The 20,498-nt window shown below is 59.4% G+C and carries 14 protein-coding genes and 2 pseudogenes; 11 read left to right on the top strand and 5 right to left on the bottom strand.

The annotated features are described in order from the left end of the window. Positions 1 to 1,011: 1,011 nt before the first annotated feature. On the top strand, positions 1,012 to 1,893 hold the full coding sequence (locus MHM37_RS08090) for a GGDEF domain-containing protein (protein WP_239296196.1): 882 nt from the start codon (positions 1,012 to 1,014) through the stop codon (positions 1,891 to 1,893). A gap of 137 nt (positions 1,894 to 2,030) precedes the next feature. Here the strand turns inward: MHM37_RS08090 and MHM37_RS08085 are convergent, their stop codons facing one another. Beyond that, the gene (locus MHM37_RS08085; protein WP_239296198.1) at positions 2,031 to 2,810 is read right to left on the bottom strand and encodes a CLCA_X family protein; all 780 of its coding nucleotides are present in this window, start codon (positions 2,808 to 2,810) and stop codon (positions 2,031 to 2,033) included. Between the two features lie 499 nt (positions 2,811 to 3,309). Here MHM37_RS08085 and MHM37_RS08080 point away from each other — a divergent pair. From MHM37_RS08080 to MHM37_RS08070, 3 genes and pseudogenes are all read left to right on the top strand, one after another. Further along, positions 3,310 to 3,429: pseudogene (locus MHM37_RS08080) on the top strand (type 1 glutamine amidotransferase domain-containing protein); the annotation flags it as partial. A gap of 59 nt (positions 3,430 to 3,488) precedes the next feature. Beyond that, positions 3,489 to 4,651, top strand: a protein-coding gene (locus MHM37_RS08075) for an IS3 family transposase (RefSeq protein ID WP_239296199.1) whose coding sequence is annotated in 2 segments (ribosomal slippage) — positions 3,489 to 3,747 and positions 3,747 to 4,651 — 1,164 coding nt in all. Because the reading frame shifts where the segments join, the coding sequence is not laid out codon by codon here. An 18-nt stretch (positions 4,652 to 4,669) separates the two neighbouring features. Further along, positions 4,670 to 5,251, top strand: a pseudogene (locus tag MHM37_RS08070) (type 1 glutamine amidotransferase domain-containing protein); the annotation flags it as partial. Positions 5,252 to 5,670: 419 nt separating this feature from the next. Here MHM37_RS08070 and MHM37_RS08065 read toward each other — a convergent pair. Together MHM37_RS08065 and MHM37_RS08060 are read right to left on the bottom strand one after the other, a co-directional pair. Further along, positions 5,671 to 5,874: a hypothetical protein gene (locus tag MHM37_RS08065; RefSeq protein ID WP_139525505.1), complete on the bottom strand. Its 204-nt coding sequence runs from the start codon at positions 5,872 to 5,874 to the stop codon at positions 5,671 to 5,673. 389 nt (positions 5,875 to 6,263) lie between these two features. After that, positions 6,264 to 7,523 (bottom strand): M20/M25/M40 family metallo-hydrolase, encoded by a 1,260-nt coding sequence (locus MHM37_RS08060; RefSeq protein WP_239296266.1) that lies wholly within the window; start codon positions 7,521 to 7,523, stop codon positions 6,264 to 6,266. A gap of 599 nt (positions 7,524 to 8,122) precedes the next feature. Here MHM37_RS08060 and MHM37_RS08055 point away from each other — a divergent pair. The 7 genes from MHM37_RS08055 to MHM37_RS08025 all read left to right on the top strand — a co-directional run bounded on the left by MHM37_RS08055 (position 8,123) and on the right by MHM37_RS08025 (position 17,584). After that, positions 8,123 to 9,265, top strand: coding sequence for a GlxA family transcriptional regulator (locus MHM37_RS08055; RefSeq protein WP_239296200.1), 1,143 nt, complete (start codon positions 8,123 to 8,125; stop codon positions 9,263 to 9,265). Between the two features lie 231 nt (positions 9,266 to 9,496). Then, positions 9,497 to 10,474 (top strand): dipeptidase, encoded by a 978-nt coding sequence (locus MHM37_RS08050; protein ID WP_139525507.1) that lies wholly within the window; start codon positions 9,497 to 9,499, stop codon positions 10,472 to 10,474. Between the two features lie 179 nt (positions 10,475 to 10,653). Beyond that, positions 10,654 to 11,199, top strand: a complete 546-nt coding sequence (locus tag MHM37_RS08045; protein WP_139525508.1) for a DUF5943 domain-containing protein — start codon at positions 10,654 to 10,656, stop codon at positions 11,197 to 11,199. 23 nt (positions 11,200 to 11,222) lie between these two features. Then, positions 11,223 to 13,295: a dimethylglycine demethylation protein DgcA gene (dgcA, locus tag MHM37_RS08040; RefSeq protein ID WP_239296201.1), complete on the top strand. Its 2,073-nt coding sequence runs from the start codon at positions 11,223 to 11,225 to the stop codon at positions 13,293 to 13,295. Between the two features lie 200 nt (positions 13,296 to 13,495). Next, a complete protein-coding gene (locus tag MHM37_RS08035) occupies positions 13,496 to 15,499 on the top strand; it encodes a (Fe-S)-binding protein (RefSeq protein ID WP_239296202.1) in 2,004 nt (667 codons plus the stop codon). Continuing rightward, a complete protein-coding gene (locus tag MHM37_RS08030) occupies positions 15,496 to 16,764 on the top strand; it encodes an electron transfer flavoprotein subunit alpha/FixB family protein (protein WP_239296203.1) in 1,269 nt (422 codons plus the stop codon). The genes MHM37_RS08035 and MHM37_RS08030 overlap by 4 nt, the downstream gene beginning before the upstream one ends. Then, complete coding sequence (locus tag MHM37_RS08025) at positions 16,754 to 17,584, top strand: electron transfer flavoprotein subunit beta (protein ID WP_239296204.1); 831 nt, start codon at positions 16,754 to 16,756, stop codon at positions 17,582 to 17,584. The genes MHM37_RS08030 and MHM37_RS08025 overlap by 11 nt, the downstream gene beginning before the upstream one ends. Positions 17,585 to 17,661: 77 nt before the next feature. Here the strand turns inward: MHM37_RS08025 and MHM37_RS08020 are convergent, their stop codons facing one another. Next, positions 17,662 to 18,549, bottom strand: a complete 888-nt coding sequence (locus tag MHM37_RS08020; protein ID WP_239296205.1) for a DMT family transporter — start codon at positions 18,547 to 18,549, stop codon at positions 17,662 to 17,664. 98 nt (positions 18,550 to 18,647) lie between these two features. Continuing rightward, positions 18,648 to 20,393 carry a sodium:solute symporter family protein gene (locus tag MHM37_RS08015; RefSeq protein ID WP_239296206.1) on the bottom strand — a complete coding sequence of 582 codons (1,746 nt, stop codon included), beginning with the start codon at positions 20,391 to 20,393 and terminating at the stop codon, positions 18,648 to 18,650. Between the last annotated feature and the right edge of the window lie 105 nt (positions 20,394 to 20,498).

The raw sequence follows: 20,498 nt of genomic DNA, 5'->3' as shown, positions 1-20,498 counted from the left end.
AAAACCGCAAAGCTGTCGGGTGCGGGTACCGCTTGATAGTTCTAGTACCCACGACTCTAGCGGCACCGCCCCCGGCTGTCAATCAAGCCGCCCGCACCCCCTGGCGCGCGATCGACTCCCCGCCCCGCCTGCGCGCTAAACATGTGTGTTTTTATGCACCCATGCACATACCGCTAAACCGCGCCGTTACTGGGGCCTGCGGCCATATTCTGTACGCCCATTTTCATGCGGAATCATGCGAATTTCTTCAAACAGAGGATGGTGTGACTTTACAGAGGGAGTAGGGCATAGAAGCAAGGGGGTATCGGAAAAAGGTAACCTGGGTGATCTGCCTCTTTTTTCTTCATAAGCCACTGATTTTATGTTGATTATCGATTACCCCAAAAAGGTAATAAAAGGTGATGTAAAAGGTAATTTTTGAGTAACTTATTGATAGTAAATGATTTTTATAAATGAATAATTCACCTTTATAAAAGGTAATGCGGTTACCTATTGATCACCTTTTTATTACCTTTTGAACGACTGTTTTAATTTCATTATTTTCATAGGCTTAGGGATTTATCGTGAGGTTGATTACCTTTGTTACCTTTTTCCGAGACCCCCAAACATTCCCGCCAATCCTCCACATGTGACGTGCACACGTACGTGATAATGACGTTGCTGCCAAACGCACGGGAACAAACTGGGAATGCTTTGGTGCTGTCAGTCGCGATAGGTCATAATAGAATCAGTCAGTTAGGCAGTAGAAGGGAGGTCAGTGTGGTTTCGAATCCCTCCCTCTCCGCCACGAAATATAGAAGGGGAATCAACCTTATGTTGATTCCCCTTCGTCGTTTCTGGGCTTTGGGAGCGATTTTGGGAACATTCTGGTGAGATCTCCGTGAAACAAGGTTGGCTGGAAACTTCATCGAGTTCATAGTGTTAATTTCGATGGAAGGGTCGAGACAGACGGTACTCATACAGCTCTTGATCCGTCTATACTCGGGAGAAAGTCACCCCACCAGGCTGCCCATGACCGTCGATTTGCAGGCGCTTTACCCCAAGCTGATTCACCTGATGCTCGATACCGTGTTCGTGGTAGATGCAGAGCATCGCATTCTATTCGTCAGTGATGCCTGCGAGTCGCTGTTGGGGTATCGCGCTGATGAGCTGATAGGCACCCTAATTACCCGCTATATGCACCCAGAAGATGTGGCGATGACGCATGCTTCCATCAAGCGAGTAATGAATGGACAGCCTCATCTCGATTTTCGTAACCGCTACCTGCACAAGAGTGGCAGCGTGGTGCATATATTATGGTCTGCGCGCTGGTCCGAGGAGGAGCAGGTGCGTATTGGCGTCGCACGTGACATCACCCCCCAAGTTCAAGCGGAAGAGGAATTGCGTTTTCTCGCACACCACGACCCGTTGACGAAGCTGACCAATCGCTCGCTGTTTTATGACCGCCTAGCCTCGGCGTTGACTACCGCTAGGCGTTATCAAGCCCGTTTGGCACTTCTATTCTTGGATGTGAATGACTTTAAAAGTATCAACGATGTGCACGGTCATGCGGCAGGAGACGCCGTGCTGTGTGAGATAGCCCGCCGCTTGAGTAGCTGTGTTCGTGATACCGACACGGTGGCACGCATGGGTGGGGATGAATTCACGATACTCTTGACCGATCTTCACTCCAAAGAAGCCGCGATGGAAAAAGCGGCTCAACTGCTTGACGAGTTATCCTCGAACGAGAGTGTGAGTACACTCTGCATGGGTATGCCGTCTTGCAGCGTGGGTGTGGCCGTCTATCCCGAAGACGGCCAAGATGCCAACACACTGCTTCGCCATGCCGATGTCAACATGTACCGGATGAAAAAACAGCGTGTTCGTGCATACTCCGGTGCGTCAAAACGGTAGGCCACCGCTAAAACCAAAGATCACCACGGCAACCACGACAACGACGACCACGATAGTAGTAGTAGATGGCATGCTCTCGTCCTCTGAGAAATAAGTGAGCCTACAGCCTAGTCGCTAGCAAAAGATTTTGCACATCGCTATTGCTCAAGGCTCAGCGCTGCGCCAAGGCTAGAGAAGTAGTCGTTAAATGCGCGGTTGATCGCTGCGCGCTGCTCACCTACCGGGTACAAGCCGCGTTCGGCGTCAGAAGAGCACTGGGTGCCTTTGACCAAAAAGTGGTTTTTGATCGGAGCATCTTGAACGAAAGCTTCGAAAGCGCGAGCGCACATCTCTTCGGGTTTGCTGTAGTAAAGCTGCCCCAGCGCTTTGTCCATTGCGGCAGCGTTAAAAAACAGCGCGCTAGGCTGCTGGCCGTCCGGTTGAAGCAGAATGGCCCGGAAACAGGCGAGTAATCGCTGGTTGAGGGGGTGGCGAATGGGCGCGGCATTGGTCAACCAGGCGGCTGAGGCGAAGGCGTTATTAGGCAGGTCTTGAAAACATTTGGGGGCAATGAAGTGGTCGAATGCGTGAAACCACTCATGAGCGATGCTGCCGGGGCCAGCGTTTTTGGCAAGCGCAAAGCTACGCTGGCTGGGATCATAGTGTGCCGACACGCCAGGACGTCCACCGGTGCCGTACTGCAGCGCTAGTGCGCCTCTAAGTGAAATCAGCGTTTCGTTGCCTTGTAAAATGAGCATGAGGTCGCAGAGCGCATCATGAAACAGCGCTGCCGCTCGATCGCGCTCTTCACGCGTTACCCAGCGGCCAATTTCGATAGAGCGGAAGTCAAATTGGCGGCGAATTGCGCCAAAGCTACTGGCGGAGTCTGCGCGATGTGGAGGGCCGTTCCGAAAAAATGGTCGTTCATGAAAGCTCACGTATCACCTATGTCGGTGGAAATCATCGCGTTAGCTACCTTTCACCCATGAAAAAGCGCCCTCAAAACTGAGGACGCTTTTTTAAGCACCGATGCTTCTAGTACCTTACCTTCCATGGTCATCGCTTAGCTCTTCCTTGACTAGCTCCTTCCGTGGCTTTACATGGCTCTTCCTGAGCACGCTCTTTTCCGTGAGCTTGGTGTCGCTATTCCTTAGCGTACATTCCTTTGTGCCGCGGTATCCCTGCCGCCGACCCTTCAAACTATAGGTTAGGGATAAATAATGTACAAGATTAAATTGTATATTTATTGTACCTGAATAGTACGAAATGATGATTTATGTCGTTTAATTTATATAAAACAAAGAGTTACTTTTCGTTTGTTCGCGATGAATTTGCTATACAATATCAGGAGGTAGGGCTTGTAAGCCTCGATGAGCGCCCCAAGGTAGACCTAGAAGTGCAAATGCTATCCCATGCGTGACCAATAGGAGCATCGAGATGAGTAAGCGTATTCTAATGGTGTTGACCTCGCACGATCAGCTAGGTGATACAGGAGAGAAAACCGGCTTTTGGCTGGAAGAGCTGGCGGCACCTTACTACGTCTTCAAAGATGCAGGCTGATCTTGCCCAGCAGCAGTGGACACCCCGTTAAGGCAGTACACTGAACGAGGTGACCCATGGCAAGGCAAGCAACGTCGATGAAGAAGACCCGTACCCGTTACTCCCAGGCCTACAAGGATGAGGCCTTGGCACTCGCTGACCGTGTCGGGTCCAGTGCCGCCGCTCGTGAGCTAGGGCTTCAGCCCAGCCAGCTCTATCAATGGCGAGCCAAGGCCCAGCAGCAGCAGAACGTCTCGGCTCGCGAGCAGGCCCTGGCTGAAGAGAACGCGAGGCTCAAGCGACAGCTGGCCGAGAAGTCGGAAGAGCTTGAAATCGCAAAAAAAGCCGCGGTGTACTTCGCCAAGAGCCTGAAGTGAGGTACGCCTTCATCCATCAGCATCGTCAGGCATTCAGCATCCAGCGCATGTGCGCGGTCCTCGGCGTCGCCCGCAGCGGCTACTACGCCTGGCGACAGCGCGATGCCGCGCCGTCATCCAGACGCCGTCAGCAGGCGGTTCTCGATCAGCGTGTGGCCGAGGCTTATCACCATCGGAAGGGGCGCTCAGGCGCCCCCAGATTGGCGCTGGACCTACGTGACGATGGCCTGCCAGTAGACCGCAAGACCGTCGCCGCCAGCCTCCAGCGGCAAGGCCTACGTGCCAAGGCAGCCCGCAAGTTCAAGGCCACGACGAACTCTCGGCACACGCTGCCAGTGGCACCGAACCTGCTGGAGCAGGACTTCACCGCGACGGCGCCGAACCAGAAGTGGGTCGGCGACATTACGTACCTGGCAACCGGCGAAGGGTGGCTCTATCTGGCCGTATTGATCGACCTGTACTCACGCAAGGTGGTGGGCTGGGCGATGAGTGAGCGGATGACCGCCGACTTGGTCGGTGATGCCCTGAAAATGGCCTTGTGGCGCCGTAAGATGCCCAAGGGAGTGGTCGTGCATAGTGACCGTGGCAGCCAATATTGCTCGACGTTGTACCAGTCGCTGCTGACCCGGCACCATCTCCGGTGCAGCATGAGTGCCAAAGGCAACTGCTACGACAATGCCTGTGCCGAGAGCTTCTTCCACAGCCTCAAGGTCGAGGCGATCCATGGCGAACGCTTCGAGACCAGGGAGGCCATGCGGCGGCAGGTGTTCGAGTACATTGAACTGGACTACAACCGGCAACGCCGGCACAGTGCGATTGGGCTGATCAGCCCGGAGGCCTTCGAGGCCCGAATGATCGCTTAGACCGGTGTCCACCAATGCTGGGTAAGATCAGGCGCTGACATAACGCTTGCCTCACCTAAAGGTGGGCAACCGCCGCTGGACCCTAAAAGCGATGTGGAAGAGAGCCAAACCGACGAAACCCGACGCTTTCAGCAAGACGAGACAGCTAAAGCCGAATTGGCGAATACGCATCGCCTGAGCGACATGAGCGCAGACGATTTCGACGCGGTGTTTTACCCTGGTGGCCATGGGCCGTTATGGGATTTGGTGGACGATGAAGACTCTATCCATTTGATCGAAACTTTTATCGCCCAAGGTAAACCGGTGGCGTCGGTATGCCACGCACCTATCGTGCTGGTGAATGCCAAAGACGTAAGCGGCGAGCCGCTGGTGAAAGGTCGTCAAGTGACCGGTTTTACTAATGGTGAAGAAGAGGCGGTGGGTCTCACTCATGTCGTACCGCATTTAGTAGAAGATGCGTTACAGAAATGTGGCGGTATCTACAGCAAAGCCGATATCTTCACACCCTACGTACGCGAGGACGGTCAGTTGATCACCGGCCAAAACCCGCCCTCTTCTGCTCCTACGGCAGAGGCGCTGATGGCATGGTTCACACGCTAGTACGCTGATGTAATTCCATCGACAAGGCGGGCCTTCGAGCCCGCCTTTTGCGTAGGTAAGCAGCCCATCGGTCGTTAAAGCGCCGTGGTCTCACTCATCGATGAGTGGCCAGCGAAGCGTGGGACGTTTTTGATGCCGACCTGCGTAAGCACGCGTAGATGGTGCGCGCACGAAACGAAAAACTTTTCGCGTTTCATATCCCAGGTTAGATAACTCGAGCTTTATAGGGCGCACTGTGTGCACATAACGCAAGGAAGGCGTTACAAGGAAGTGCAAGTAGGGAGTTCTTGCGGCGCACAAGGAAGCATGAACAGGACGTTCGTGATGTAAGATTAGGGAGGACCTGATGAAACCCCGGCCAGCGATGGTCGGGGTTTTTTTTGCGAGCCGTACTTGTGTGCTCGAGTTCATCTAAGCCATTAACAGGCGTAGTGATAGAACAGAGCGCTTAGCTGGCTCATGGGGGCCGACACCGACGTTTGGCAACTCAAACAGCGAAGCAGCACGCTGTCCTTACCGGTGCCTTCCAACCGGAACCGATTGAGGTACGATGTGGTGGCGGATTCTGCATTGCCGCAGTGGCGGCACATGATATCCACACCGTGGACGGTCGAACTGATCATGATATGTCTCACGCTGACCTCCTACCGCTAGGGAATGAATGGGTTCAGGCGTGGTAACGTCCGTGTAGAGAAACATCACGATGGATGCAGAAAAAGTATAGGCGGTCGCCTGGTAAAGCGCTAAGAAAAGCATGCTGCGCGCCTGAAGGGGGCTCGGTATGCCAAAAGGTAAAATTTATCAAAAGTGCGCTATTTTCTATCTCAGGTTAATGTTTTTGACACATAGAAGGTTCAAGGTAAGTAGCAACACAGGGAGAGGTGTTAAGGAGCGAGAGCAAGCATGGAACGCTTGTCAGACCAGGGATGCACGAACAGGAGGTTCGTGAAGAAGGATTACGGAGGAATTACTACTACCCCGGCCAGCAATGGCCGGGGTTTTTTTATAGGGATCAAGTGGATTTTTCGTCATCGTTCTCAGGTTTGGCGCTGCCTTGATGGGTTAGTGGGCTGGCTTGATCGAGACGCGGATGATTATCCAAAAATGCCTGCTTGGGATTGGGCAGGGTATCCAGCGTTTTAATGGTGTGGTGTAGCGCGTGAATTGCCGCCAGCACGTCATGGGTGTTACCGGTTTCCGAAATAGTGTGCATGTTGCGGATTGGGAACCCCATAGACGTTGCTGCGCTATCGATGGAGGCCAGAACGCCAGCCATGCCATCGGTGCCGGTATCCACCCCCACGATATCCCGCTGCAAGGGGATGTCTTGCTCTTTGGCAGCGCTGGCAATGATACGGTTGAGCTGTTCACTGGCAATCGAGCCCACCGACAGCGTAAACCCTTTACCCATTTCCAGCGGCTGCATGCGCTTGTCGCCGATGCCAGGGGCGGCCACATAGTCGTGGTTAACGTCCACGCCAATGAGCGCATCGGGCTTGAGCTCACCAGCCAGCACGCGGCTGCCGAAACGGCCGATTTCCTCGTAGCTGGCGATGGCAAACATCACGCGTACCTTCTCGGTGCCGCCCGCTTCAGCGATTAGGCGCACCACTTCGGCGGTGACAAAGCAGCCTAGGCCGTTATCTAAATACGCGCCATAGAACGTATTCGGGCTAAAGCCAGGGCGAATAGGGCGGTTGAAGATAATCGAGTCGCCTGGACGCACGCCTAGGTTCAGTACCTGCTGCTTTTTGTTCTCGCCGTGGATTTGCAGGTCAAGATAGATCTGTTCCTTTTTGATCCCTTTGCTGCCATCGCGCTGAGCGGGATCAGAAAAGTGGATAGCGCCGAGTGCTTCTACTGTGCCGCCTTCGATGCTGCGGTAGTGGCCTGGGGCGTTTGGATCTTCGCTGAACAGCGTGACTTCATGGCCGATCAATACGCCGGGCAAGAAAGAGTCGGTGTTGATCCAGACCTTGCCGTCTTCGCCAATCGAACGAACTTGCATACGGATTTTGTCCGCATGGCCGATGATCATCAACTTGAACATGTCATCGCGGCCTGGATGTGTGTCTAGCACCACGCCTGCGTTGCCTTTGAACTGATGCAGGTGCCAGTCGCTGGGCGCGAAGCTCTCGAAGTAGGGCTTTAGTACGCCGTAGGTCATCGCGCCTTCCAAGCCCACTGGGCTGGGGGCCGCCAAAATGTCGCGCATCAATTTGAACTGCGCATCGGGCATCGGTTGCGTCCAGGGTTTTGCGGTATCGCTCATCATGCTTACTCACTTCTGAGGAGGTATAAACACACTAGTCTGCCAGATTGTGGCTGGCTGTATAGCGTTCGCCAGTACTTGAAGTTAGTTGATTAAGTATCATTTGGGTCGCTGGTCAATTGCTCATCAGCATGAACGGCTAGGGCACGTCATGCTGGCGGTATCAGTGGCTACTGTCCATGGATACCTGAATGGCAATTTTTATCGATATGAATATTCTTAAAAGTAATTAATTCAACGTATTAGTCAGCGATGACGAGAGCTAACCTTCCGCGGTCTACACAAGGCGACCTTCAGTGTGCTCCTCTATCAGCGTCTCATCCTCAAGTCTGGAACTAACATTTTTTCGCTCAATACACCTCTAGAGGTCCCAATGCGACTTACAACATGTTATTTGCGACTTTTGCGAGCAGATGAGTGTAATAGTCTTGTCTCTAACCGCTCTATTCGTGCCAGTATACGACGACGGAGCAAGACGCCCCCTTGGATGAGTTAGCATTCAGGCATACTGCATCAGGGGAGGCTATGAAACGCCAGGGATACCAAAAAACTCTAATAAAAAAGACGAATGGTTTAAAAAGGTGAGTGAGGGTAGGACCATGACATCACATTCAGTAAAAGACTCGGCCACGACTAACCGTGCGTGCGAACCACAGACCCTTGGCTTTCTGCTGTTGGACAATTTCACCCTGATTTCGCTGGCATCCGCCATCGATCCACTGCGTATGGCCAACCAGTTGGCCGGTCGTGAGCTTTATCGCTGGTACACGCTGACCCAGGATGGCCTGCCGGTGCGTGCCAGTGACGGCTTGCAGGTGACGCCAGACGCTTCCATTCATACGCCGCTGTCGCTCGAGTGGGTCATCGTGTGTGGCGGAGTGGGCCCGCAGCATAGTGTGACCCGTGAACACCTCCGCTGGCTGCAGGCACAGGCGCGTCAGGTGAAGCGGCTTGGCTCGGTATGCACGGGTAGTTGGGCATTGGGCCAGGCGGGGTTGCTGGATCATTACGAAACCAGCGTGCATTGGGAGTGTTTGCCCTCCATGCAGGAGGCGTTCCCTAATGTGATTCTGACCCCGCACCTGTTCTCTATCGATCGCGATCGGTTCACGGCCTCAGGAGGTACCGCCCCGCTCGATATGATGCTCAACCTGATTGCTCACGACCATGGCAAAGAGCTGTCGGCGGGTATCTCCGAAATGTTCATCTACGAGCGCGTGCGTAACGAGCAGGATCAGCAGCGCGTGCCCCTCAAGCATGTGCTGGGGACGACTCAGCCCAAGCTGTTGGAAATCGTGGCGCTCATGGAAGCCAATCTAGAAGAGCCTATCGAACTCAACGAATTGGCGAGCTACGTAGGCGTCTCACGGCGCCAGTTAGAGCGGCTTTTTCAACGCTATCTGCTCTGTTCACCTTCCCGCTACTATCTCAAGCTGCGGTTGACCCGGGCGAGACAGCTGCTCAAGCAAACGCCGTTGTCGATCATCGAAATTGCGTCGGTCTGTGGCTTCGTCTCTACGCCGCACTTTTCGAAATGCTATCGAGAGTACTTTGGCGTGCCGCCCCGCAACGAGCGCCTCGGTGTCTCCGACCGCCAGGAGGGCCACCCCGATAAATCTGCGTCTCTGATCAAGCGGTTGGGAATCAAGCCTTACAAGAACGAGCCGTTGTCGAGTGCCCAGCAGGCGTTGGCCTACGCTCAGGGGGAGCCCACCTTCGCTAGCGTACCGGTATTGAGCTGATGTGACGTGTGAAGGTCCCTCTAAAACGTGCCGCTCACTGAGAGCGGCACGTTTTTTTTATGGGCATGACTCCCCTTTGGTCGGTCGGCTACTGCGCCATTGGCGGGGAATCGGGCCGCGTCGTTTTAGCGACAGAATGACGCTTTTGGAATTTCCACGGTCGTTTCCAAGCGTCGCCCTGCCCAGCGTCGGCGCTATGCTCGCTTCATTCACCCATGTTGGAGCTTAGCCATGACCCCCTCTGAACTGCACGATGACGCCATCGTCATCGATGGATTGATCATCGCCAAATGGAACCGCGAACTGCTCGAAGACATGCGTCGCGGCGGTTTGACCGCTGCCAATTGCACCGTCTCGGTGTGGGAGGGGTTTCAGGCCACGGTCGACAACATCGTCAAATCCAATCAGCTGATGGCAGAGTGCAGCGATCTGGTGCGTCCGGTGCGCACCACCGCCGACATCACCCGCGCCAAGGAGGAGGGCAAGACTGGGATCATCTTCGGTTTCCAGAATGCCCATGCCTTCGAAGACCAGATCGGCTATGTCGAGATCTTCAAGCAGCTGGGCGTGGGCATCGTGCAGATGTGTTACAACACCCAGAATTTGGTCGGTACCGGTTGCTATGAGCGCGACGGTGGCCTGTCCGGTTTTGGCCGCGAGATCGTGGCCGAGATGAACCGTGTGGGCATGATGTGCGACCTTTCTCACGTCGGCGCCAAGACCTCCGAGGAAGTCATCCTCGAGTCCAAAAAGCCCGTCTGCTACTCCCACTGCCTGCCCTCGGGCTTGAAAGAGCATCCCCGCAACAAGTCCGACGCAGAGCTGAAGTTCATCGCCGATCACGGCGGTTTCGTCGGCGTCACCATGTTCACCCCGTTCCTCAAGAAAGGCGTCGACTCCACCATCGATGATTACTGCGAGGCTATCGAGTACATCATGAATATCGTCGGTGAGGACGCTATCGGCATTGGTACCGACTTCACCCAGGGACACGGTCAGGAGTTCTTCGAGTGGCTGACCCACGACAAGGGCTACGCACGCCGCCTGACGGACTTTGGCAAGATCATCAATCCCGAGGGAATCCGCACCGTGGGAGAGTTCCCCAATCTCACCGAAGCGCTGCTCAAACGCGGCATGAGCGAAAAACAGGTGCGCAAGATCATGGGCGAGAACTGGGTGCGCGTGCTCAAGGACGTCTGGGGCGCCTGACGCCGAGCAGATGACTGCCTCCGAAGCGAGGGGCGCCGGGAGCATGCCGTAGAGGAGGTCCGACGCCAGGGATGGCGTCGGTAGCGTCCAAGGATGGATTCATAGCGCCTCATCGTAGGCATGCTCCCGGGGTAGCCCCGTCGATAACCTGACATAACAAAGATTTGAGGAATACAACCGTGACCAAACTGGCCCCCGCACTGCCCATCGAAGTCGATAGCGAAACCGGCGTCTGGACGAGTGATGCCCTGCCGATGCTGTATGTGCCGCGTCACTTTTTCATCAACAACCACGTGGCCATCGAAGAGGCGCTGGGTGCCGAAAAGTACGCCGAGATTCTCTATCACGCTGGTTACAAAAGCGCCTGGCACTGGTGCGAAAAGGAAGCCGAATGCCACGGCATCGAGGGCGAGGCCGTCTTCGAGCACTACATGAATCGTCTCTCTCAGCGCGGTTGGGGGCTTTTCCTCACCGAGCAGATCGATCTCGACTCGGGTACCGCCCAGGTGCGTCTCGAGCATAGCGCGTTCGTTTACCAACTCGGCAAGACCGGTAAAAAAGAGGAGTACATGTTCACTGGCTGGTTTGCTGGTGCCATGGATCAAATCCTCGCCGCGCGGGGAAGCTCGCTGCGCACCGTGGCCGAGCAGACCCAAAGTGCTGCCGAAGAGGGCTGTGACGTTGGGCTCTTTACCGTCCAGCCGCTGAACGACGCCGCCCGATAGCCAGAGGTAGAGGAGAGACGCACATGGCATTCGACGCAATTTTTCAGCCGATCGAAATCGGCAAACTGACGATCCGTAACCGCGTGGTCAGCACTGCCCACGCCGAGGTGCACGCCACCGACGGTGGTATGACCACCGAGCGTTACGTCAGGTACTACGAGGAGAAGGCCAAAGGCGGCTGCGGTCTATGTATCTGCGGCGGCTCCTCGGTGGTCTCCATCGACAGTCCCCAGGGCTGGTGGAGCTCGGTGAACCTCTCCACCGACCGCATCATTCCGCACTTTCAGAACCTTGCCGATGCCGTGCACAAGCATGGCGGCAAGATCATGATCCAGATTACCCACATGGGCCGCCGCTCCCGCTGGGACGGTTTCGACTGGTCGACGCTGGTCTCACCCTCCGGTATCCGTGAGCCGGTGCACCGCTCTACTTGTAAAACCATCGAAGTCGAAGAGATCTGGCGCATCATCGGCGACTTCGCCCAGGCCGCGCGGCGAGCGAAAGAGGGCGGCCTCGACGGGGTCGAACTGTCGGCCGTGCACCAGCACCTGATCGACCAGTTCTGGAGTCCGAGAGTCAACAAGCGTACCGACGAGTGGGGCGGTAGCTTCGAAAACCGCATGCGCTTCGGTATGGAAGTGCTCAAGGCGGTACGCGCCGAAGTGGGTGACGACTTCTGCGTCGGCATGCGTATCTGCGGCGACGAGTTCCATCCCGACGGTCTTTCTCACGATGACATGAAGCAGATCGCCGCCTACTACGACGCCACCGGCCAAGTCGACTTCTTCGGCGTCATCGGTTCCGGCTGCGACACCCACAATACCCTGGCCAACGTCATTCCCAACATGTCCTACCCGCCGGAGCCTTTCCTCCACTTGGCGGCGGGCATCAAGGAAGTGGTCAGCGTGCCGGTGATCCATGCCCAGAACATCAAGGATCCCAACCAGGCGCAGCGTATCCTCGAAGGGGGCTATGTCGATCTGGTCGGCATGACGCGCGCCCACATCGCCGATCCCCACCTGATCGCCAAGATCAAAATGGGGCAGGTCGACCAGATCAAGCAGTGCGTCGGCGCCAACTACTGCATCGACCGCCAATACCAAGGCCTGGACGTGCTGTGTATCCAGAACGCGGCGACCTCGCGGGAGTACATGGGACTACCGCACATCATCGAGAAGAGCGAGGGTGGCAAGCGTAAGGTCGTCGTGGTCGGTGGTGGCCCTGGCGGTATGGAAGCGGCGCGGGTGGCGGCCGAACGCGGTCACGATGTCACGCTGTTTGAAGCGGCGGACGCCCTGGGTGGCCAGATCACCATTGCCGCCCAGGCACCGCAGCGCGACCAGATTGCCGGTATCACCCGCTGGTATCAGCTCGAACTGGCGCGTCTCAAGGTCGACCTGCGCCTCGGTACCCGCGCCGACGAGGCAACGCTGCTCGATTTGCGCCCGGACATCGTCGTTTTGGCCACCGGCGGTCAGCCGTTCCTGAGCCAGCACCCCGAGTGGGGCTACTCGGACAATCCCGAGGAAAGCCTAGTCGTCAGTACCTGGGACATCCTTTCCGGTAAGGTCGAACCGGGCAAGAACGTGCTGATCTATGACGCCATCTGCGAGTTCTCCGGCGTCTCGGCGGCCGACTATTTGGCCGACAAGGGCGCCAAGGTGGAGATCGTCACCGACGACATCAAGCCCGGCGCAGCGGTGGGCGGCACCACCTTCCCGACCTACTACCGCAGCCTCTACGAGAAGGAGGTGATCATGTCCTCCGACCTGATGCTGCACAAGGTCTACCGCGAGGGCGGCAGCCTGGTGGCGGTGCTCGAAAACGAGTACACCGGCGCCCTGGAAGAGCGCGTGGTGGATCAGGTGGTCGTCGAGAACGGCGTGCGCCCCGATGAATCGCTCTACTACGCCCTCAAGGAGCAGTCTCGCAACAAAGGGCAGGTGGATTTGGAAGCGCTCTATGCGATTCAGCCTCAGCCCTGCCTGAGCGAAGAGGGGGATGGCTTCATGCTGTTCCGCCTGGGCGACTGCACGGCACCGCGTAATACCCACGCGGCCATCTACGATGCCCTGCGAATCTGCAAGGATTTTTGACCCGAGCGAGAGCCGGGGCGCCAGTGGAAGACCGTAGCGAGGGTCTTTTGACAGGGCCGTAAAACAGTTCCGTACGTTTACGGCATTTCCGCCATCCATGGCGGTCATATGTCGAAAGTAGCGCCCAGGGATGGGTTGACAGCGCCCTCGCCGAGGTCTGCCGCCGGAGCAGCCCCGCCGCGAAAGATGAGGTGAGTACCATGCTCGAAACGCTCTTGCCGATACTGATTTTTAGCGCTTTGGCCTTGGCCGTCATCGGCGCCGTGCGCCGCGTGCGTCTCTGGCGCCAGGGGCGCCCGTCGCAGGTCGATCTGCTCAAGGGGCTGATCGCCATGCCGCGCCGCTACTTGGTGGATCTGCACCATGTGGTGGGGCGCGACAAAATGATCTCCAACACCCACGTGGCCACCGCCGGTGGCTTCGTGGCCGCCGCCGTGCTGATGATCCTGGTGCACGGTCTTGGGGTCGCCAACCCCGTGCTGGGCGGATTACTGCTCCTGGCCAGCACCTCGATGTTCATCGGCAGCCTCTTCGTGGCGCGTCGGCGTCTCGATCCACCCGCGCGGCTCTCTAAGGGGCCCTGGATGCGCCTGCCCAAGAGTTTGATGGCGTTTTCGCTAGGCGTTTTCCTGATCACTCTGCCCACGGTGGGCCTACTGCCCGAAGGGCTGCTGAAAAGCAGTGGCGGCTGGTTGTTGGCGCTGGTGCTGGCGGGCGTCGTCGCCTGGGGGCTGGGTGAGATGTTCTTCGGCATGACCTGGGGCGGGCCGATGAAGCACGCGTTTGCGGGAGCCTTGCATCTGGCGTTTCACCGCCGTGCCGAACGATTCTCGACGCACAAGGGCGGCAACGGTCGCTCGACGGGCCTCAAAGCGCTGAATCTCGACGATGCCAAGGCACCGCTGGGCGTAGAAAAGCCTGCCGACTTTACCTGGAATCAGCTGCTGGGCTTCGACGCCTGCGTCCAGTGCGGTCGCTGTGAAGCGGTGTGCCCGGCGTTTGCCGCAGGCCAGCCGCTCAACCCCAAGAAATTGATCCAAGACATGGTGGTGGGCATGGCCGGGGGCAGCGACGCGGGCTATGCCGGCTCTCCCTACCCGGGCAAGTCGGTCGGCGAACACGCCGGTGCGCCCCATGCACCCATCGTGGCGCTGGAGGGCAAGGCGCTCGTCGATGCCGAGACCCTATGGTCCTGTACCACCTGCCGCGCCTGTGTCGAAGAGTGCCCGATGATGATCGAGCACGTCGATGCCATCGTCGATATGCGTCGCCACCTGACGCTGGAGCGGGGCAAAACGCCCAACAAAGGCGCCGAGGTGCTCGACAATCTGATCGCCACTGACAACCCCGGCGGTTTCGATCCAGGCTCGCGGCTGCACTGGGCGGCGGATCTCAACTTGCCGCTGATGGCCGATCTCAAGCAGGTCGACGTGCTGCTGTGGCTGGGGGATGGCGCCTTCGACATGCGCAATCAGCGTACCCTGCGCGCCCTGGTGAAAGTGCTGCGCGCCGCCGAGGTGGACTTCGCCGTGCTGGGTACCGAGGAGCGCGACAGCGGCGACGTAGCGCGTCGTCTGGGTGACGAGGCCACGTTCCAGTCGCTCGCCAAGCGCAACATTGCCACGCTGTCCAAGTATCACTTCCTGCAGATCGTCACCTGCGATCCGCACAGTTTCCACGTACTGGGCAACGAGTATGGTGAGCTGGGTGGCCACTACAAGGTTCGCCACCACAGCACCTTCATTGCCGAGCTGTATGAGGCCGGACGGCTGGCGTTCGCACCTTGGAAGGGCGGTCGCGTGACGTATCACGACCCCTGCTACCTGGGGCGCTACAACGGTGAATACGATGCCCCGCGCAACGTGCTCAAGGCATTGGGTGTCGAGGTCAAGGAGATGGAACGCTCCGGCTTCCGCTCGCGCTGCTGCGGCGGCGGTGGCGGCGCGCCGATTACCGATATTCCCGGCAAGCAGCGTATTCCCGATATGCGCATGAACGACGTCAAAGAGAGCGGTGCCGAGCTGGTGGCGGTGGGCTGCCCGCAGTGTACCGCCATGTTGGAAGGCGTGGTGGATGCCACTGCCGAGGTGCGTGACATTGCCGAACTGGTGGCGGATGCGCTGGTCGAGCGCCCTACTGACCCTGCGCTCGAGGCGGCCCGTCGCTCTGCTACCACCACGCCCGCCGAGGAGGTGACCGTATGAGTGAGATCATTCGCCGCGACCCGCGTCGTGAATGGATTGCCCGCAACCGCTTGCACCCCGAGCACGCCAGCGTGGCGTCCGAGATGAATGGCGCTGCTGTCAGCGAGTGGCTGGGCCCCAACGGTGTGATGCGCAAGAACCCCCACGCCATGGGCTTCATCGGCCCCAATGGCGTGAAGCGTATCGACCGCAGCGGTCTCCAGCAGGGCGAGGCATCCACGGCGGCCGCCACGGCCAGCCGTGATAGCCGTCGCACGGTGACCATCGAGCAACCGGCCTTCCTGGTCGCCGTGGTGCCCGATCTGACCGGCGGACGCCTATCCGGTCACGACAAAGATCTGTTGGGCCTGGCTCGGCGGTTGGCGGATGCCGACGCCGAGCGCCCTGGTGCGGTCGTGGCGGTGCTGTTTGGCGAGCACAAAGAGGAAGCGCTGGGTGAAGCCGGTATCGACCGGGTCGTGCATCTGGACGATGAGTACTACGCTGGGTTCGCGCCCGAAGCGCGCTTGGCGGCGCTAAACGCCGTCGAACGGGAGATGGCACCGCGCTTCTGGCTGCTGCCGGACTCGCCGCTGGGCGGTGCCGACCTGGGGCGGCGGCTGGCCGTGCGCCTGGGCGAGCGCGCCGCCACCGGCGTTTGGCAGGTCGAGACCGATCCAAACGCTTCGCTGGGCTGGCGCTGTACCGCACGCGGTGCCGCCGACAGCCTAGACATTCAGCGTCCGCTACCCCGCGTCACCCTGGCGCTGGCCGAGTGCGCCGAGCCAGTGGACGAGACGCGCCACGCGGCGGAGCCGGTGAGCCTGGCGGCGTCGATTCCCACCACGCTGTCGCGGATCGAAGATCTGGGGCAGGTGGCCGTGGACCCGGCGGGCGTGGCGCTGGCCGAGGCGGAGTTCATTCTCTCCGGCGGCAACGGTGTCAAAGAGTGGGAGGCTTTCCACCACGCTGCCAAAGTGCTCGGTGCTACCGAAGGGGCGTCCCGGGTGGCGGTGGACGATGGCTTCATGGCCCGCGACCGTCAGGTAGGCGCGACCGGCACCTGGGTCACGGCCCGCGTGTACATGGCCGTCGGCATCTCAGGCGCGATCCAGCACCTGCAGGGCATTCAGCGCTGCGACAAGGTGGTGGCGGTCAACGTCGATCCTGGGTGCGACATGATCAAGCGGGCCGATCTGGCCGTCATTGGTGATAGTACGCAGATTCTGGCCGCCCTGGTGGCCATGGTCGAACGGCAGCGAGGAGGACAGCGCGATGCGGCCTGATTCAACGCAGCAGAAGCAGCCATCCCAGCAGGCGTTGAGCATCGCGGTGCTGGTTTCCGTTGGTCGCCACCCGACCACCGGTCGTCCGCGGCGTGCCGAGCAGGATGCCCGCGGGCTGGAGCTGGCGCTGGCCATGCAGACCGAGCAGCCGGGCGCGCGGCTAAGCGTCTTGCATGCCGGTCCGAAGGACGATGAGAGCGACGCCGCGCTGCGCGGTTACTTGGGGATGGGGCTCGATGCCATGACTCTATTGGAGCAGCCCGAAGGCAGCGACGCCATTCCGGCGTTGGCCGAGCACCTGACGGCGACGTCACCCCAGCTCGTGATCACCGGCACCCGCGCGGAGCGCGGTGAGGGCTCGGGGCTGTTGCCCTACGCGCTGGCAGAACGCCTGGGCTGGCCGTTGATCAATGGCTTGGCGGCCGTCGAAAGCGTGGAGAACGGCGTGCTGACCCTGCTGCAGGCGCTGCCGCGCGGACAGCGTCGTCGCCTCAAGGTGCGCCTGCCGGCCATTATCAGCGTGGACGAGGCGGCGCCGGTGGCGCGTCAAAGTGCCTTTGGTCCGGCGCGGCGCGGGGAACTGGCCGTCGAGCCGACCCAGCCCGAAGCCGATACGGCACTGGCCGAGTGGCACCTGACCCCCGCCCGCAAACGGCCCAAGCGTTTGAAGATCGTCAAGGCTGCGTCGGCCAGGGATCGCTTCAAGGCGGCGGCCGCCAAGTCCGAGGGCAAGGGCGGTCAAGTGCTCACCGACGTGACGCCTGAGCAGGGCGCCGAGGCGATCTACAAGCTGCTCAAGGAGGAGGAGGTGCTACGCTGACGTCTATCCCTCTAGCGTTACCTACCAAGCCCGCACTCCCGCGGGCTTTTCATTGCGTGCGCATGTGGGGGCGTTGGCTACTTGGCGCAAAAGGCGGGAGATATCCGTAGCCGCTGGCGTTCGAGGCGAAGGCCTATCCAGGCGTGCAGCATTAGCACCAGGATCACCAAGCCGCCACCGATCAGCGTCGAGACGCTGGGCGCTTCCCCCAGTAACCACCACACCCACGCCGTGCCCAGGGCGGTTTCGACCAGATAGAATAGCGCCACTTCGGTGGAGGGCAGGTAGCGAGTGGCGCTGTTGATCAGTACCGTCGCCAAGGGCATTTGCACTAGCCCCATCAAGGCCAGTACGCCGTAGCGCTGGGCATCGAGGGCCAGCGGCGTGGCCATGGAGAGTGCCACCGCGGCGGATAGCAGCCCACCACCGGCGACCACCGTCATGGTATCGACGGCTGGAAAACGGCGCAGCAGCGTCAGGTTGCCACCGATGGCGGCGGAGGCTGCCAGGGCATACAGGTTACCCAGCAGCATCCCGTGGGCGCCGTGGCCCATGAAGACCAGACTCATGCCCAGCATACAGGCCACGATGGCCGCCAGCGTGTGCCGGGCGACCCTTTCTCCCAGGAACATCCGTGAGAACACCGCGGCGAACAGCGGCGCGGTGCTGAGAATCACCACCACGTTGGCAACGCTCGCGTTCATCACCGCCAGCACGAACAGGCTGGAGATCAGGCCCAGCAGCACGGTCGAAGCCAGTGACGCAACGGGGTGCCTTCTCAAGGCCGTCAGCCGCTGGCCGACAGTGCATATGAGCCCTAGTACGCAGAACATCAACAGGCCGCGCCAGAAGATGACGGTCCAGCCGTCGGTGGCGGCGAGCCGGATCAGCAGACCGTCGAAACTGAGAAATACCACACCGAGTACCACGATGAGCAGGCCGCGTTGATAGGTGCTGAGCTGCATGATCTCGTCTCCTTGTGAGTCATGAAGTGAAGCGCCCGCCGAGTAGGCGGGCGATGGACGACCTCAGGCCGATGAGGCGAGCGGCCTCATGGAGATCGTCACTGGCTGGGGTGGCCCGCTATCGCCGGCCTCTTTGCGTGGCGGTCGCGCACCACCCAGGCGCCCACGGCACCTGCGATCAGCAGCATGCTGCCGCAGCCGATGGCCAGCAGATAACTGCCCTGAACCGCGCCGGTGGGGAGCGCGAAGCGCTCGGCGAATCCCGCCAGTATGGCGGCGTACTGCTGCCATAGAAACACGCCGATGGCGACGCCCGAGAGCATGGTGCACAGGGCGATCCAGCGGGTGCCGGATACCCAGCCGCTCATCGCGCTGGCATCGAATTCGTGCAGGAAGGCCCGATACGCCGACTCGGCCTCGCTCACCTGGGTCACTCGCGAGGCCAGCGTAATAGCCACCAGGGCCAAGAGCGTGCTGAGCAGCACCGGATGCAGGTAGACGGGCAGGCTAATCCATTCGGCCTGCACCATCAACGAGAGCGCGACATTACCGGCAAAGCCTACGACCAAGCCCCAGCTTGCGCCCGCCGCGGTGATGCGACGGCTCCAGATGCTCATCAGCGCCACCGGCCCCCAGGAGGAGGCAAACAGGGTCGCCGCGAACCACACCACCGACATGACGGCGGGGGGCTGAAACAGGGCCAGCAGCAGCGCGATCAACCCAGCCGCGAGCACCGCGATGCGGCTCTTGCGCATGGCCGACCGCTCATCCGTCGAGGCGGGCAGAATGTCGTTGGAGAGGCTGAAGCCAATGATCGATAGAAAGGTCGAGCAGGAGGAGAGCCCTGCGGCGAATACTCCGGTCAGAATGACCACCCCCAGCCAGGTCGGCAGCACGTTGAGCGCCACCCAGACCATCGAACGCTCTGGGTCGAGCGTCGAGTCGTAAAGGTTGATCGCGGCGCCGGTCATCATCATCAGCGCGTAGAACACGGCCAGCGCCACGGCGGTGAGCATGGCCGAGCGCATGACGACATGCTCGTTGCGGGCCATCAGATAGCGGCTGGACTGCCAGGGACTTGCCGCCAGCACTGCCGCCCATACGAGTCCCAGGGTGAGGCCCCAGACCAGCGCCTCGCCAGGAGAAGAGAAGCTGGCCTCCGGCCCGTCGACCACCCCATGCCAAAGCGCAATGCCGGGTTTGTCGGTCTGGATCAGCAGCCCCTCGACGACGCCACTCCAGCCGCCTAGGTCGTGGATCACGTAGAGCGACCCGCCCACGGCGGCCAGCGAGAAGATCACGAACATGATGGTATCGGTGAGCATCACCCCCGGCGAGCCGGAGTAGAGAATGAAACCGGTGTAGGTCGCCCATACCAGCACCAGCCCCACCCAGTAGGGCATGCCAGTCAGCTCGGCGAACATGATGCCCGCGCCTTGCATCACGCCCAGCAGGTAAGCCCCTAGGCCAATGATCGTAGTCAGCCCGGCAATGGCCTGTACCCGGCGAGACGCAAAGCGCTTACCGAAGAACTCTGGCACGGTACGCGCGCCGCTGCGGCGCAGGTAGCGGCCGAACACCAGCGCGCCCAGCAGGCAGCCCGACGTGCTGACCGCGGCAAAGATCAGCATGACGAAGGGGTAGCCCTGATAGGCAAACCCCGTTTCGCCCAGAAAGGCGCTGGTGCTCAGGTAGCTGGCCACTAGGGTGCCGAGGATGAAGAAAGTAGGCGCATTGCGGCCAGCGACCAGATAGTCGTCCAGCCCCTGGACGCGACGTCCGGCCAGGTGGCCGATTACGAAATAGCCGACCAGGCTTAGCAGTATTGCGATGGTGTAGATCATGAGGGTCGCCATGAAGTCGTTGATGTTGTGTCGTTATAGTGCCGCGCGTGTTTTGGCGTCTCATAGCCAGTAGCGTCCTATAGTGCCGAAATCACGACACGCTGT

Source organism: Halomonas sp. MMH1-48 (assembly GCF_022348105.1).
In the GTDB taxonomy this organism is placed as follows: domain Bacteria; phylum Pseudomonadota; class Gammaproteobacteria; order Pseudomonadales; family Halomonadaceae; genus Vreelandella; species Vreelandella piezotolerans.
This window is presented reverse-complemented; position numbering and strand designations above follow the sequence as displayed.